14 protein-coding genes are annotated in these 15,132 nt (G+C 67.1%); 5 read left to right on the plus strand and 9 right to left on the minus strand.

Annotated elements, in window-relative coordinates; translation table 11 throughout:
- Nucleotides 1–63 precede the first annotated feature (63 nt).
- From KUV65_RS16025 to dapE, 3 genes are all read right to left on the minus strand, one after another.
- The gene (locus KUV65_RS16025; protein WP_222191742.1) at nucleotides 64–1,485 is read right to left on the minus strand and encodes a lytic murein transglycosylase; all 1,422 of its coding nucleotides are present in this window, start codon (nucleotides 1,483–1,485) and stop codon (nucleotides 64–66) included.
- Nucleotides 1,486–1,621: 136 nt separating this feature from the next.
- Nucleotides 1,622–3,877 carry a ribonuclease R gene (gene rnr, locus KUV65_RS16030; RefSeq protein ID WP_222191743.1) on the minus strand — a complete coding sequence of 752 codons (2,256 nt, stop codon included), beginning with the start codon at nucleotides 3,875–3,877 and terminating at the stop codon, nucleotides 1,622–1,624.
- A gap of 162 nt (nucleotides 3,878–4,039) precedes the next feature.
- Nucleotides 4,040–5,185: a succinyl-diaminopimelate desuccinylase gene (gene dapE, locus KUV65_RS16035; protein ID WP_222191744.1), complete on the minus strand. Its 1,146-nt coding sequence runs from the start codon at nucleotides 5,183–5,185 to the stop codon at nucleotides 4,040–4,042.
- Nucleotides 5,186–5,453: 268 nt separating this feature from the next.
- Between dapE and KUV65_RS16040 the strand changes: the two genes are divergently transcribed.
- Nucleotides 5,454–7,028 carry a Hint domain-containing protein gene (locus KUV65_RS16040; RefSeq protein ID WP_222191745.1) on the plus strand — a complete coding sequence of 525 codons (1,575 nt, stop codon included), beginning with the start codon at nucleotides 5,454–5,456 and terminating at the stop codon, nucleotides 7,026–7,028.
- A 5-nt stretch (nucleotides 7,029–7,033) separates the two neighbouring features.
- On the plus strand, nucleotides 7,034–8,074 hold the full coding sequence (locus KUV65_RS16045; protein WP_222191746.1) for a Hint domain-containing protein: 1,041 nt from the start codon (nucleotides 7,034–7,036) through the stop codon (nucleotides 8,072–8,074).
- Between the two features lie 7 nt (nucleotides 8,075–8,081).
- Here the strand turns inward: KUV65_RS16045 and KUV65_RS16050 are convergent, their stop codons facing one another.
- The gene (locus KUV65_RS16050) at nucleotides 8,082–8,429 is read right to left on the minus strand and encodes a hypothetical protein (RefSeq protein ID WP_222191747.1); all 348 of its coding nucleotides are present in this window, start codon (nucleotides 8,427–8,429) and stop codon (nucleotides 8,082–8,084) included.
- 106 nt (nucleotides 8,430–8,535) lie between these two features.
- On the opposite strand from KUV65_RS16050, the gene KUV65_RS16055 reads away from it, so the two are divergent.
- Together KUV65_RS16055 and KUV65_RS16060 are read left to right on the plus strand one after the other, a co-directional pair.
- Nucleotides 8,536–9,126 carry a Crp/Fnr family transcriptional regulator gene (locus tag KUV65_RS16055; RefSeq protein WP_222191748.1) on the plus strand — a complete coding sequence of 197 codons (591 nt, stop codon included), beginning with the start codon at nucleotides 8,536–8,538 and terminating at the stop codon, nucleotides 9,124–9,126.
- Nucleotides 9,127–9,204: 78 nt separating this feature from the next.
- Entirely contained in the window at nucleotides 9,205–9,396 is a 192-nt protein-coding gene (locus KUV65_RS16060) for a YgaP family membrane protein (protein ID WP_025311201.1), read from the plus strand.
- Between the two features lie 109 nt (nucleotides 9,397–9,505).
- On the opposite strand, the gene dapD is transcribed toward KUV65_RS16060, so the two are convergent.
- Complete coding sequence (gene dapD / locus KUV65_RS16065; protein WP_222191749.1) at nucleotides 9,506–10,333, minus strand: 2,3,4,5-tetrahydropyridine-2,6-dicarboxylate N-succinyltransferase; 828 nt, start codon at nucleotides 10,331–10,333, stop codon at nucleotides 9,506–9,508.
- A 113-nt stretch (nucleotides 10,334–10,446) separates the two neighbouring features.
- On the opposite strand from dapD, the gene KUV65_RS16070 reads away from it, so the two are divergent.
- The gene (locus tag KUV65_RS16070) at nucleotides 10,447–11,292 is read left to right on the plus strand and encodes an LOG family protein (RefSeq protein ID WP_222191750.1); all 846 of its coding nucleotides are present in this window, start codon (nucleotides 10,447–10,449) and stop codon (nucleotides 11,290–11,292) included.
- A 10-nt stretch (nucleotides 11,293–11,302) separates the two neighbouring features.
- Here KUV65_RS16070 and KUV65_RS16075 read toward each other — a convergent pair whose 3' ends face one another.
- From KUV65_RS16075 to KUV65_RS16090, 4 genes are read right to left on the minus strand one after another with little or no spacing between them, the layout of a single operon-like run.
- On the minus strand, nucleotides 11,303–12,169 hold the full coding sequence (locus tag KUV65_RS16075; protein WP_222191751.1) for an esterase-like activity of phytase family protein: 867 nt from the start codon (nucleotides 12,167–12,169) through the stop codon (nucleotides 11,303–11,305).
- Nucleotide 12,170: 1 nt separating this feature from the next.
- Nucleotides 12,171–13,091, minus strand: coding sequence for a penicillin-insensitive murein endopeptidase (gene mepA / locus KUV65_RS16080; RefSeq protein ID WP_222191752.1), 921 nt, complete (start codon nucleotides 13,089–13,091; stop codon nucleotides 12,171–12,173).
- 4 nt (nucleotides 13,092–13,095) lie between these two features.
- Nucleotides 13,096–14,496, minus strand: coding sequence for an MFS transporter (locus KUV65_RS16085; RefSeq protein WP_222191753.1), 1,401 nt, complete (start codon nucleotides 14,494–14,496; stop codon nucleotides 13,096–13,098).
- A 51-nt stretch (nucleotides 14,497–14,547) separates the two neighbouring features.
- Entirely contained in the window at nucleotides 14,548–15,078 is a 531-nt protein-coding gene (locus KUV65_RS16090) for an acyl-CoA thioesterase (RefSeq protein ID WP_222191754.1), read from the minus strand.
- Nucleotides 15,079–15,132 lie beyond the last annotated feature (54 nt).

Raw genomic sequence — 15,132 nt, forward strand, 5'->3', positions numbered from 1 at the left:
GGGAGCGCGAGGGGGCAGACAGCCCCCTCGCACGGGTCGACCGGCGCAGCCGGGCGAAACCCCTCAGGACCCGCGCAGCTGTTCAAGAACCCGGAGCGAGGCATAACCATCGGGCGTATCGCCGATGGATTGCTGGTAACGGCGCACGGCGTCGATCGTGTTCGGCCCGATGATCCCGTCCACGCCATAGGTGGCGAAGCCCGCAGCGGTCAGCAGGCGCTGCAATTCCCGCCGCTCGTCGCCGCTCAGCACCCGGTCCCCGCGCGGCCATTCGGCGCGAAAACGGGGGCCGCCCATGATCCGGTCGCCCAGATGCCCCACCGCGATGACATAGGCGTCCGCCGGGTTGTAGCGCTCGATCACCCGGAAATTGTCGAAGATCATCAGCGCCACGCCATGCGACCCGGCGGGCAACAGGATCGACGCGTCGCCATGATCCGGCACCTCGCCGCCATCGGCCAGCGTCACGCCGCGGTCCCGCCAGAAGGCGGCGTTGCGCCGGGTCCGCTCGCCCGTCAGGCTGTAGTCGAAGCCGTCGGGCAGGCGGATCTCGACGCCCCAGGGCTGGCCCCGCTCCCACCCGAAATGCGCCAGGTACGCAGCGGTCGAGGCCAAGGCGTCCACCGGGTTGTCCGACCAGATATCGCGCCGCCCGTCGCCGTTGAAATCCTGTGCGTGGTCGAGGTAGCTCGTCGGCATGAACTGCGTATGGCCCATGGCCCCGGCCCAGCTGCCGCGCATGTTGCGCGGGCGCACGTCGCCCGATTGCAGGATGCGCAGCGCCGCGATCAGTTGGTCCTCGAAGAAGTCCCGGCGCCGCCCCTCGTAGGCCAGGCTCGCCATCGCCTCGATGATGTCGGTCGAGCCGCGCATCGCGCCATAGGCACTTTCCAGCCCCCAGATCGCCACGACCACACGCGCATCCACGTCGTAGCGCGCTTCGATCTCGGCCAGCTCGTCGGCATATTCCTCGTAGGCCGCGCGCCCGTTCGAGACACGTTCTGACGATACGGCGGAGTCGAGGTAATCCCACAATGCGCGGGAAAATTCGGATTGGTTCGCATCGCGTTCCAGCACGCGCGTATTCAGTTGCACGCCGGTAAAGGCCGCCTCGAGCGTGCCTTGCGTGATCCCTTGCGCGCGGGCGCGGGCGAAGAACCCGTCGATCCAGCGGCGAAACTCCGGGTCTTCGACCCGGCCCATCCGTTCGGCGGCCATGCGCTCGGTCTCCTCGACGAAACCCTCGGGCGGGGTGCCGCGATATTCCGGCCGCATCGAGGACGCGACGGCCAGCAGGCTCACCGGTTCATCGGGCTCGACCGCCCGTGTCACTTCGGGCTCCGCGACGGGTCGGGCCTGGGCCGGGATTACTGCATCCGGGCCGGGGCGGGGGATGGGCACCAGCGACACCCGCGGCGGTGCGGCAAGTGCCATTCCGGCCCAAAGGGCCAGCGTCAGGGTCGATATCGTTAAGGTGTGCCGCATGCTGGGCCTGTCAGTCTTCGCTCAAGGTCTGCCCGGTTTTGTGGATAATATAGCGGATTCCAAGCGCACTTACATCAACCGCGCGTCAATGCGCGGTCTCTTGCCGTTGCGGTAAGGCGATGTGGTGAAGGGCCGGTTAACGCTGCCGCGCGGTTTTCTTGCGCAGCTTGACCTTTTTCTTGGCCGCTTTCCCTGCCTTCCGGCGTGGCGGAGCGCCCCGCTTGCCCCGTTGCGGACGGCGCGGCAGGCTTCTCCCGTCCAACTCGACAAGGTCCAGCGTCAAACCGCCCGTGACCGGCACGGCCTCGGCCAGTTTGACGGTGACCCGGTCGCCGATCCCGATGGTCAGGCCCGAGTCTGCGCCCATCAGCGTCTGCGTCTCGGCGTCGAAATGGAAATACTCGTGCCCGATCGCCCGCATGGGCAGCAACCCGTCCGCCCCCGTCTCGTCCAGACGCACGAAGGCGCCGAAGCGCTGGATGCCCGAGATGCGCCCCGTGAAGGTCGCGCCCACCCGGTCCGACAGGTAGGCGGCGAGGTAGCGGTCATTGGTGTCGCGTTCCGCGGTCATCGACCGCCGCTCGGTGTCCGAGATATGCTTGGCGGTCTCGTCCAGCCGCTCGATTTCCTCAGGTGACAGCCCGTCACGCCCCCATCCATGGGCCGAGATCAGCGAGCGATGCACCACGAGGTCGGAGTAGCGCCGGATGGGCGAGGTGAAATGCGCGTAATTCTTCAGCGCCAGCCCGAAATGCCCGAAATTCTCGGGGCTGTAATAGGCCTGCGTCATCGACCGCAGCGTGGTCATGTTGATCAGCTCGTCGAACTCGCTCCCCTCGGCCTGGGCCAGCAGCGCGTTCAACTGCCGGGTTTGCAGGACCTGCCCCTTGGCCAGCGAAAACCCCGAGGCCTCGGCGGTTTCGCGCAAGGCCTCGATCTTTTCGGGGTTCGGCTCCTCGTGCACGCGGAACAGCAGGGGGGAGCGTTTCTCGATCAAGGTCTCGGCGGCGGCGACATTGGCCAGCACCATGAATTCCTCGATCATGCGATGCGCATCGAGCCGATCCTTGTAGGCGACCGAGGTGACGTGCCCGTCCTCGGACAGTTCGATCCGCCGCTCCGGCAGGTCGAGGTCCAGCGGCTGGCGCCGGTTGCGCGCATCGCGCAGCGCGCGGTAGGCGGCGTAAAGCGGGGCGATGATCGGCTCGACCAGGGGCGCGGTCTTGTCGTTCGGGCTGCCATCCTCGGCGGCCTGAACCTCCTGGTAGTTGAGCGACGCGGTCGAGCGCATCAGCCCCCGGACAAATCGGTGGCCGATCTTGTTGCCCTGGGCGTCGATGACCATGCGCACGGCGATACAGGCGCGCGGCACGCCTTCGTGCAGGGAACACAGGTCCCCTGACAGGCGGTCGGGCAGCATCGGCACCACGCGGTCGGGGAAATAGGTGGAATTGCCCCGCTTCTTCGCCTCGCGGTCCAGCGCGCTGCCCGCCGGCACGTAATGGGCGACATCGGCAATGGCGACCCAGATGACATGGCCGCCCCTGTTCTTCGGGTCGTCATCGGCGTGGGCATAGCAGGCGTCGTCATGGTCGCGCGCATCGGCCGGGTCGATGGTGACAAGGTCCATGTCGCGCAGATCCTCGCGCCCCGACAGGCCCGCGGGCTTCTTGCTGTCGGCCTCGGCGATGACGGCATCGGGGAACGCGTCGGGAATGCCGTGTTCGTGGATCGCGATCAGGCTGACGGATTTCGGCGCGCCGGGGTCGCCCAGACGGTCGGTGATCCGCGCCCGCGGCAGGCCCATGCGCCCCTTGGGGCCGGCCTGTTCGGCCTCGACCAACTCGCCGTCCTTGGCGCCATGCGTGTCGCTGGCGCGCACCTGCCATTCCTTGTCGGCCCCCTTGGCGATGGGCACGATGCGCCCGCCCTCGGCCCCCTTGCGGTAGATGCCGAGGATCTTTTTAGGGTTCGTCCCGATCCTCCGGATCAGGCGGGCGATATACTGGTGATCCTCGCCCTGAACCTCTTGCAGGCGGGCAAGGATGCGGTCGCCCGCGCCGATGGCCGGGTCGGTCGCGCGGGCGGAAAACAGGATGCGCGGCTCGGCCCCTTCGCCCTGCCATTCCAGCGGGCGGCAGAACACGTCGCCCAGATCGTCCGGCCCGATGACCTGCAACACCGCCACGGGCGGCAGCTTGTCGGGGTCGCGATAGGTTTTCTTGCGCTTCTCGAGGTGGCCCTCGTCCTCCAGCTCCTTGAGCATGCGCTTGAGGTCGATCCGGTCGGCCCCCTTGATCCCGAAGACGCGGGCGATGTCGCGTTTCGAGGTGCTGGCGGGGTTGTCCGAGATCCAGGCGAGGATCTGGTCCTTGGTGGGAAGCGTGCTCATGCGATTGGCGTAACACGGGGCTGGGCGCGCGTCATGCGGGAAGTTGGGCAGGTGTTGCGCCGCGCCTGCGCGCGTCGCCCGGGGAAGCGCGACAAGGGGCATTGAGCCCCTTGTCGCACTGATGCCTCCGGCGGGAGTTTTTGGCCAAGATGAAGGGGCGGCTCAGCCCGTGAAATAGTCGGTCAGGATCTGGGTGTAGATGCGTTTCAGGTCGTGGATGTCCTGCACCCAGACGCGTTCATCGACCTCGTGCATGCGGTGTCCGACAAGGCCGAACTCGACCACCGGGCAATGCGACTTGACGAAACGCGCGTCGGACGTGCCCCCGGTCGTGGACAGCACGGGCTGACGGTTCGTGGCCTTGGCCACCGCCCCCGACACCAGATCGGACAGATCGCCGGGGGGCGTAAGGAAGGCTTCGCCCGAGATATGGGGACGCATCTCGATCCGCGTACCGGTTTCCTCGGCGACCTTGTCAGCCTCGGCGCGCAGCCAGTCGGTCAGGCTGGCGCCGGTGTGCAGGTCGTTGAAGCGCAGGTTGACCGTCATCCGGGTGCGCGCGGGGATGACGTTCGAGGCCGGGTTGCCCGTGTCGATGGTGGTCACCGACAGGGTGGACGGGTCGAAATGGTCGGTGCCCTCGTCCAGCGTGTGACTGGACAGCCGATGCGCCAGCAGCGCCACCGCCGGCATCGGGTTCAGCGTCTTGTGCAGGTAGGCGGAATGGCCCTGCTTGCCGATCACCTCGAAATGCGCGGTCATGGACCCGCGCCGGCCGATCTTGATCATGTCGCCGATCACCTCGGGGCAGGTGGGTTCACCCACGATGCAGACATCCATGCTTTCGCCCGCCTGCTCCATCCAGTCGAGGATGGCGATGGTGCCGTCGCGGCCCGGCCCTTCCTCGTCGCCGGTGATGGTCAGGATGATCGCGCCGTTCGGCGGCGTGTCCTTGACGAAATCCATAGCGGCGGCGGCAAAGGCGGCGACGCCCGATTTCATGTCGGTGGCCCCGCGCCCGTAAAGCCAGCCGTCTTCGAGATGCGCCGAAAAGGGCGGATGCGTCCACGCGCCTTCATCGCCCACGGGCACGACATCGGTGTGACCATTGAAGCCAAAGGTCTTCTCCGCCCCCTTGGCGCCCCAGCGGGCGAACAGGTTTGGCGTGCCGTTCCGATCCACCCGGGTGCAGTCGAAGCCCGCCGCGCCTAGCGTCGCTTCCAGCAGTTGCAGCGCGCCGCCTTCTTCGGGCGTGACCGAGGGGCATTTGACGAGGGCGGCGGTCAGGGCGGCGGGATCGGTGGGCATGGGGGCTCCGTCATGGGCAGGGGTTTCGCCTTGGGTAGCGCCGTGGCGGGAAAGGCACAATGGCGGGCCAAGCAGGCGTGATCGGCGGGCGGGGGATACCAATTCGGATCAGGCCGATCTAATCTTCTGAAAAATTGAATAAAAACCGTCGAGGCAGGCGCGGCAACGACCGTGGGACGGATCACAGGCATGAAAACACCCCCACCCGAGCAGAGGGGGCAATCGCCCGTGCATGACCCCTGCCTCGCCGATACGAGCGAGGGCAGACATGGCGACCGGGCAGGAACTGAACTACGATACGGGCGCAACCGCGACCGAGATGGCCGAAACCATCATGGGCGAGGGCGTCACCGTGGTGGACGCGGATTACGACGGGTGGTCGCAATCCTCGGCAATCTATTCCGGAGGGGACACGATCGCGCCGGGCGCAACACCGTCGGACAGCGGCGTCATACTCTCGACCGGACGGGCGACGAATTTCACGCAATCCTCTGGCGACCCGAACCAGAGTGGCAGCACCTCCACCAATACCCCCGGCGACACCAACAACCCGCTTCTGAACGATGCCGCGAATGCCTCGACCTTTGACGCGTCGATTCTGACGATCGATTTCATTCCGGAAGGCGACACGATGACGATGCAGTTCGTCTTCGCCTCGGAGGAATACCCGGAATACACCGGCACCCAGTTCAACGATGTCGTCGCCGTCTACATCAACGGTGAGCTTGTGACGTCGCCCGTGATCGACGTGACGCAGATCAACTCGGTCAACCAGAACGAGAACGCGAACCTTTTCGTAGACAACACCGGTGACGACTACAACACCGAGATGGACGGGTTCACCGTCACCCTGTCGTTGCAGATGGACGTGAACCCGAACGAGGTGAACGAGCTGATCATCGCCATCGCCGACGTGGCCGACAGCTCTTACGACTCGAACATCCTGATCGCGGCGGACAGCGCGCAGACCGCTTTTGTGGCCAATGACGACGCCATCACGCATTTCGAGGGCCAGACCGCCATCGTCGACGCGCTCGCCAATGACGACTCGGCCGGGGTGATGACCATCACCCATGTGAACGGCCAGGAAATCTCCGTCGGTGAAACCATCACGCTGCCCAGCGGGCACGAGGTGACGCTGCTCGCGGATGGCACCTTGCAGGTGGTGCCGCCCGCCGACCAGACCAACCTGCTGGCCGATGAAACGGTAAACTTCACCTATACCGTCGAGAACGAGGACGGGATCACCGACACCGCCTTTGTCACCGTGACGGCGATCCCCTGTTTCGCGCGCGGGACACTCATTCGCACGCCCGATGGCGATGTTCCGATCGAAACACTCGCCGCGGGCGATCTGGTCGAGACGCGCGACAACGGCCCACAGCCCCTGCGCTGGATCGGATCGCGCCGTGTACCGGCCGAGGGGCGTTTTCGCCCGGTCGTGATCGAGGCCGGAACCTTCGGCCTGCACGCACGCCTCGTGGTGTCGCCGCAGCACCGGGTCCTGCTGCGCCACTGGATGGCCGACTTGATGTTCGGCGAGGACGAAGTGCTGGTCGCCGCGAAGGACCTTGTGAACGAGTGTTCGGTCCGGTTCTGGGACGCGGGCGGCGAGGTCGAGTATTTCCACCTGCTCTTCGACCGTCACCAGATCGTCTGGTCCGAGGGGCTCGAGACCGAAAGCTTCCAGCCCGGGCCATATGTCATGGATGACCTTGAAGCCGCGGTGCGGGACGAGGTTTTGGCGCTGTTCCCGCAGATCGACCCGGAGAATCTGTCGGGGTATGGGCCAGCCGCCCGAACCACGCTCAAGGCACATGAAGCGCGGCTGCTGGCGGGATAGTCGGCATGGTGTGGTCGGCGATCTGGAACGAGGGGAAGGCGGTCCCCATCGGGTACCCCTTCGCGGCCAAGGCCGATGATGGACGGTCGCGCGATGCCTTGACCTTCTGGCTGGAGCTGCCGGTGCCTGCGCCCGGCCGGCGGCCTGTGCGCCTATGGCGGGGGCAGGGGGACGTGGCCTGCGCCTTGTCGATCTACCTGATGCCGGATGGTGCGCTGCGCCTCGTGCATGGGGAAACCGACCTTTCAACCCCGGCGGGGTTCCTGTCGGCCCGTCATGTGCTGGTGTTGCGCCATGTCACCTGCGCGCGGGGGCGGGGCGACGTTCTGGACGTGGCGAACGCGATTACCGGGATGCGCCACCGGATGCGCTCTGCCTTGCCGACACCCGCCCGCTTGTCCGACCTTTTGCCATCAGATGACGGGTACCTGCGCATCGCGACGGTTGCTGCGATCGCCACCCATGCCGTCGCGGCCAGCGACCTGCCGGGCTTGGCATCCGGTGCGCGCGTGCTGACCGACAAGGGGCCCGTCGCCGTGGAGTATCTCAAGGCAGGGGACCGCGTGATTGGAAGGGGCGGCACGCCCCGCACCCTGCGCTGGATCGAGGCGCGCGACCGTCTCTGCCTCGGCCATGCGGCGCCGATCCGGATGCGTGCGCCCTATTACGGGTTGGCGCAGGATGTCTGCCTCACGCCGGAAACACGGATCCTGCGGCGCGGGGCCGAGGTGGAATATCTCGCGGGCACCGACACGGTGCTGGTGCGCGCCAGCGACCTCGTTTCGGGGCAGGCCGCGCGCTTTGACCGGTCGCAGCCGCTGCGCCGGTTCCATCACCTGATGCTGGATGATCCCGATTGCCTGCAACTGGGCCGCTGCCAGATCGAAACGGCGACACTGGCCGAGGTTCTGGCCTCGAAGGACAGTGGCACCCAGTCCCTTGGAATTGCCGAGTGTGACCGCCACCCCTCCTTGCCGCTGCTCGACCGGCCCGCGACCCGCTCGCTTCTGGGTACTGCCGCGTCGGGGCATGGCGCGGTGATCTGAGGCGCGTCTAGCCGCGGTCCTCATCGCCGAAAAACGGCGTCATCTGCACCACGATGACCGCGTTCTCGTCGAAGGCGCGCTGCATCAGCGCGGCGTCCTCGTCCTCGATCGTCTCGCCCTGCGCCTCGCGCTCGGCCCGCGTGCCGTAGCCCGTTACGTCCAGGGGGTTCAGGTCGGCCTGTTTCAACACGGCCACCGTTTCGCGCACCGCCTCCGCCTCGTCCACGCCCGAGGCATAGCAGACAAGGCCGGCCCCGGTCGCGCCGTCGGGCAGGCCGTCGCCGTCCTTGCGGCCGACTTCCACGACCAGCATGTAAACGTCGTGCTTGCGGGGGGATGTCTTGTCCTTCGCCATGGCGCCGGAGTGGTCCTTTGCCCGCGCGCTGTCAAGCGCCGTTGACGTTGGCGTGCGGGCGCGGAATGGTCAGGGTTCCTGTCTCCTCAGCCCCGGTGCGCCGCCCATGTCCCGCCCCTTCACCGCCCCCAAGGGCACGGTCCTGTTCAGCCCCGGTCAGCCTTGCCCGGGCTTCCTGCTGCTGGACGAGGGCTCGATCCGCGTGTCGCTGACCGGGGCCAACGGGCGCGAGGTGGTGCTCTATCGCGTGCAGCCGGGCGGCATCTGCCTGCAGACCTTTGCCTGTCTGACGCTGGATCGCACCTATTCCGCCGAGGGGCTGGTCGAGGCCGACATCACCGGCGAGCTTGTCCCCGCCGGTCAGTTCCGCAGCCGCCTGGCCGAGGATGCGGGGTTTCGCGACCTCGTCTTCGGGTCCGTCGCCCAACGCTTCGGCGAGTTCGAGCAACTGGTCGAGGATGTCGCCCTGACCGGGTTCGACGCGCGGCTGGCCCGTGCCCTTTTGCGCCTGAAAGACGAGGCCGGGTTCGTCGCCGCGACCCATAGCCAACTGGCCGCGGAAACGGCCTCGGGGCGGGCCTTTGTCACCCGGCGGCTGGCGGAATTCGGCAAAACCGGCCTCGTCAGCCAGGAAAAGGGTGGCCTGCGCCTGCTGGATCAGGCCGGACTGGAACGGATTGCCGCAGATCGCCGGTGACTCTGTCACCGTCATCCGGGCCGGGAATGCCTATATCTGAGGGCAGGTTCACATCGAACAGCCACAAGGAGATATTCCATGCCCCGCAACGAAGGCACCATCGACCGCGCCCTGCGCATCATCGCAGGCCTCGTGCTCATCTCGCTCGTGTTTGTCGGCCCCCAGACCGCGTGGGGCTGGGTTGGCCTCGTACCGCTTTTGACCGGCGCGCTCGGCTACTGCCCCTTGTATTCCGTCCTCGGGATCAACACTTGCGGAATGAAGAGCTAAGCAAAGCCGTTTCTCCGGACGGTAAAAAAGGGGGCCTCGGCCCCCTTTTTTGTTTTCCGTCACTCAGCTTGTCCGCCAGATCCCGTGCGTCGGCGGCAGCCTGTTCGCGTCAGTCGCGCAACAGCTCGTTGATCGAGGTCTTGGAGCGCGTCTTTTCATCGACCCGCTTCACGATCACGGCGCAATACAGGTTCACGCCGTTCTTCGACGGCATCGACCCCGACACGACGACCGAGCCTGCGGGCACCTCGCCATACATGACCTCGCCCGTCTCGCGGTCGACGATCTTGGTGGACTGGCCGATGAACACGCCCATGCCGAGGACCGAGCCCTCGCGCACGATCACGCCTTCGACCACCTCGGACCGCGCCCCGATGAAGCAATTGTCCTCGATGATCGTGGGACCGGCCTGCATCGGTTCCAGAACGCCGCCGATGCCGACGCCGCCCGACAGGTGCACGTTCTTGCCGATCTGCGCGCAGGACCCGACCGTGGCCCATGTGTCGACCATCGTGCCTTCGTCGACATAGGCCCCGAGGTTCACGAAGGACGGCATCAGCACCACCCCCGGCGCGATATAGGCCGAGCGGCGCACGATGCAGTTCGGAACCGCGCGAAAGCCCGCGTCCTTCCACTCGGTATCGCCCCAGCCTTTGAACTTGCTGTCGACCTTGTCCCACCAGTGGCCGCCCTGGGGGCCGCCATCCTGCTGTTCCATGTCCTTCAGGCGGAAGCCCAACAGAACCGCCTTCTTGGCCCACTGGTTGACGTGCCAGCTGCCATCCGCCTGCTTTTCGGCGACGCGCAGCTTTCCGCTGTCCAGGGCGTTCAGCGTCTCTTCGATGGCTTCGCGTGTTTCCCCGCCGGTCGACGGCGTGATCTGGTCGCGGGTTTCCCACGCGGCTTCGATGGCGGTTTCCAGCTGGGCGTTGGACATCGGTGGTTCCCCTCGGTCAATCTGTTGGCAGGCCTATATCCGGCGCATCCCCGGCTGGCAATCCGGCAGGGGGCGGGCTAGGTCTGGCAGGCAGTCAACACGAGGGTACAGGTATGGAAGACGATCCCAGATACGCGCCGTTCCGCCAGGCGCAGGACGATGTCGACTCCAGCCGCCACGTGCCCGACACGCCGCAGGCGCGATCGCCTGCCTATCGGCTGGCCTTCGACGACCCGTCCTTCATCAACCGCGACGAGCTGCGCCCGGTGCGCCTGCAACTGGAATTGATGAAGCCGACGCTTCTGATGGACGAGCACGGCATCGAATCCACCGTCGTTCTCTTCGGCGGCGCGCGCATCCCGCGCCCGTCCGAGCGGGACAAGGCCCGCAGCGAAACCCTCAAGGAGCTGTCGCATTTCTACGACGAGGCCCGCGCCTTCGCCCGTGCGATCACCGAACGCTCGGTGGCGTCCGACTGCCGCGAGATGGTCGTCGTCACCGGCGGCGGCCCCGGCGTGATGGAGGCGGGCAACCGCGGCGCCGTGGATGCCGGCGGCTGTTCCATAGGCCTGAACATCGTGCTGCCGCATGAACAGGTGCCGAACGAATACGTGACGCCCGAACTGTGCTTCAACTTCCACTATTTCGGCATCCGCAAGATGCACTTCCTGCTGCGCGCCAAGGCCATCGCGGTTTTCCCCGGCGGGTTTGGCACGCTGGACGAATTGTTCGAAAGCCTGACCCTGATCCAGACCGGCCGGATGGAGCAGGTGCCGGTCTTGCTGTTCGGCGAAAGCTTCTGGCGCAAGATCGTCAACTGGGAGGCTTTGGCCGACGCCGGCACCATCTCGCCCGAGGATCTGGACCTGTTCCACTTCGTCGAAACCGCCGAGGACGCGCTCAAGATCATCGATGGCTGGACATACACGGGCAAGCGGGGCGCGATCCCGGGGCGCTGAGACCGGCGCGTCAGTCCGGCAAGACGTACTCGACCAGCGTGTTCGGCCGCCCGCGGCTCAGGTCATTGTCCGCGATCATGCTGGCGATCAGCCGTCCCTGCCCGTCGCGCCAAAGGCTCAACCCTTCGAGGTTGCCATGCCGGGTGCTGCCCTCGTCCAGCAGCCGCTCGGGCGCGCCAAGGCCACTCGGCCCGACCGCGAAGCGCGTCAGCCGGTTGCCGAAGCCGCCAAGCGAGACGCGACGCTCCAAAAGGTACAGCCGCCCCCGGTCGTCGAAATCGAGCGCGACCGGCCGCAGGCCGCCACCGCTTCCCACCGTCGCGATCACCTCCCAGCCCTGCGCACCGCCACGCCACAGGCGACCGTCGCCGCGTTCGGCCAGCATGTAGAACCGTCCCTGCGCATCGACGGCCAGGGCCTCGTACCCGCCATTCGCCGGCAGGCGCGCGGCCTCGGGCGGCGGGGCGATCACCGTGGCGGCACGGCCTGTCCCGGAGAAGACCGCGACGCGTGCCGCACCTTCGAAGGAAATGGCGAACCGCCCGTCGCGCATCCGGGCAAGCCCTTCGCTGTCGAAGGCCCGGATATCCGGGTCGCGGTTCCCGTCGCCATCGGTCAGCACGGTCTCGGCCGTCAGCCCCGCGCCGGTGACGCGACCGCCCTCGCGCCGGAGCGCAACGGTGAACAGCCGCCCGCGATCCGACAGGACCACCGCCTCCCGCCCGCTCTGCGAGACGTGGATCGCGGACAACCCGCCGAAACCCGGCGCGGCGAAGGGCAGCGCGACCTCGCTCAGCACCTGCGCCTGGGCCAGAAGCGGCGATGCCCAAAGCGCAAGGATGGCCGCGAGGGCAGGCGTGCGGACCCCCGCTTTCATCTCACAGGCTGCTGAGCAGGGACAGGCATTGGCCCGGAACCTGCGACAGGGTCACGCCGTTGCCGCGCGGCGGTTGCGGCGCTGCGGGGCCAGCCGGCGCGGGCGGTTCGCTGCTTGGCGGGGCAGGGTTCAGGATGCGGGCCGCGCGGGCCTCGGCGGCGGCGCAGCCATCGCCTGCCGGCACCGGCTCCTGCTCTTCGCAGTTACGCGACCCGGCGGGGCAAGTCAGCCGCACGTGGAAATGGTAGTGATGGCCGGTCGCCGGGCGAATGCGGCTCAGCCAGTCGCGGTCGCCTTCGGGCGTGTTGCGGCACAGCCAGACCTTCACGCCCGTGGTGACGAAAATGCGCGCGACGCGCGGGTCGGTTGCGGCGGCCCGCAGGACCGTGGCATGTTCGGCCGTCCAGTTCTCGTTGATCCAGGCCCCCCGCTGAGAGCGGACAGAGATCGAAGACAGGTTCTCGCGGTCCTGCCGCGACAAGGTCAGGTCGCGCGCGGGCAGCATCCAGATATCGACATCGAGGCCCGACTGGTGGCTGACATGGCCGGTCAGCATCGGGCCCCCGCGCGGCTGGCTCATGTCGCCGACATAGAGGCCATTCCAGCTGGTGGTGCGAGCAACCTCGCGGCTCAGGTCCTGCACGAAATCGATGGTTTCGGGATGCGCCCAGTTGCGGTTCCGGCTCAGCCGCATGGCCTGCCATGTCGGGCCGGTCTCGGGCAGTTCCTGCGCCCCTGCGACACAGCCGTTCGAGTAGAAGCCGATCACCTCGGGCCGACCGCCGGACGCGACGGCCTCGGACCCGAAAAGGTGGCGCGCTTGCATCGCCGATTGCGTGGCATCGAGGCGGGGGGCGCCACCGCTGACGCAGGCGGCCAGGGCGAGGCTCAGCGCGGCTAGGGCAAGGCGACGGGTCAGCATCGTGTCACTCCCTGGGCGGGGCGCCGTCGTGCCGGCCTTCGGCATCGACGAAGAAAAGCAGGATCAACCCGATCATGAACAAGACAACCAGCGGCGTCACCCCCATCTGCTGACTTCCGGTCGCCTGTGTGACAATTCCGATGGAGAGCGGCGCGATGAAGGACGTGGCCTTGCCCGCCAGCGCATAGAGCCCGAAGGCCTCGGTCATGCGGTCTGGATGGGCCTGGCGCACCATCATCGTGCGCGACGAGGATTGCAGCGCGCCGCCCCCCGCGCCGATCAGCGCGCCAAGCGCGTAGAAGGCGATATCGGGCAGGTTCGAGTCCTCGGCCACCGGGATGCCGAAGACGCTGTCGCGCGCGATGAAGACGACGCCAAGCGCCACCAGCGTCAGCAAAAGGACATTGGTCAGGATCACCGGCTTGGGCCCAAGCGCGCTATCGGCCTTGCCGCCCAGCCACGCGAACAGCGCGCCGGTCAGAACGGCCAGGATCCCGAAGACCCCCACATCGACGACCGACCAGCCCAGGACGCCCGCGGCATAGATCCCGCCAAAGACATACATCCCGTTCAGCGCGTCGCGGTAGAACATCGAGGAGGCGAGATAGGCGAACATGCTGCGCTGCCGGGGCAGGGACCGCAGGGTGCGCCGCAATTCGGGCCATGCGCTCGCCGCCGCCTCGCGCACGGGAATGGCGTCTGCGGGGCGCGGGTCGCGCACCCACAGGAAGAACGGGATCATGAAGGCCGCATACCACAGCGCCGTGCCCGGCCCGACGGCCCGGGTGCCCTCGCGCTCTGCCGGATCGAGCCCGAAAAGCGGGTCCAGCCCGATCAGCGTTTTTCCTGTTTCCGCGTTCTCCGCGAAGAGCAGCAGCATCGCCACCAGCGCCACGAACCCGCCGAGATACCCGAAGGCCCATCCCGACCCCGAGATGCGCCCGAGGTCTTGCCGCCGCCCCAGCGTCGGCAACAGCGCGTTGGTGAAGATCGTCGCGAACTCCATCCCGATCAGGCCGATGGCGAAACTGAACAGGATCAGGAACAGGTTGAAATCGCCCGGTGCGGCCCACCACAGGCCCCAGGCCCCCGCGATGTAAAAGCCCGAGAACAACCAGATGAACGGCATCCGCCGCCCCGCCAGGTCCGCGATTGCGCCAAGGAACGGCGCCATCAGCGCGATGGCCAGTCCCGCCGCGCCCACGCCGTACCCCCAGGCCGTCTGCGCCGCCGTGCCGTCGCCCAGCAGGTCGTTGATATAGGGCCCGAAGATGAAGGTCAGAAGCAGCGTGTTATAAGGCTGGCTCGCCCAGTCGAACGCCCACCATCCCCAGATGCGGCGCTTGCCCTCTGGTCCAAGCTGGCCAATCGGCGGCAGGGGTTTGGGCGAGGTCAGCGTCTTCATGGCGCAGACCATCTGCCCACGCGCCCGGTTTGTAAATGAAAATGCCGGGTCTCAGATCTGGGGCGGCCAGGGGCGTGTCCGATCCGCCTCGGCCCAGTTCTCCGCCCAGTCCGGCAGCGGTGGAGAGGCCCGGTCGACCCCCAGCGCATCGGCGACGCGCAGCGGATCGGTCAACCGCCCCTTCTCGGTCACGCCGGTGCGCAAGAGCGCGTGGTTGCAGACGGTTTCGCCCCGCACCATCGCCTGTTCGATGTAGAAGAACTTGTCGTCCCAGCCCACCAGCCGCGTGCGCAGATCGAACCGTTGCAGGGGCCGGATGCGGGCGCGGTAACGGACCGAACTGCCCGCCACGACAAGGCCCCAGCGTTCCCGCTTCAGCGCGTCCCACAGCCCCGTTCGGATCGACAGCCCGAACCGCCCGAGGTCATAGAGCGTCAGGATGCGCCCGTTGTTCATCTCGAAGAACCCGTCGATATCCCAGGGCAGGCAGGTCAGCCCGAGGTGATGCGTGTCGAGGATGCCAAGGCGCGGTTTGCGCTTTTCGGCGAGGGTCAGGGCAAGGAGACGGGCAAAGGGATACATGGCCCGCAGCCAAAGCCCGCCGCGCGCCGCGCCGCAAGAGGCGTCGTTGCGTCA

Source organism: Maritalea mobilis, from assembly GCF_019800885.1.
Classification (GTDB): domain Bacteria; phylum Pseudomonadota; class Alphaproteobacteria; order Rhodobacterales; family Rhodobacteraceae; genus Roseibacterium; species Roseibacterium beibuensis.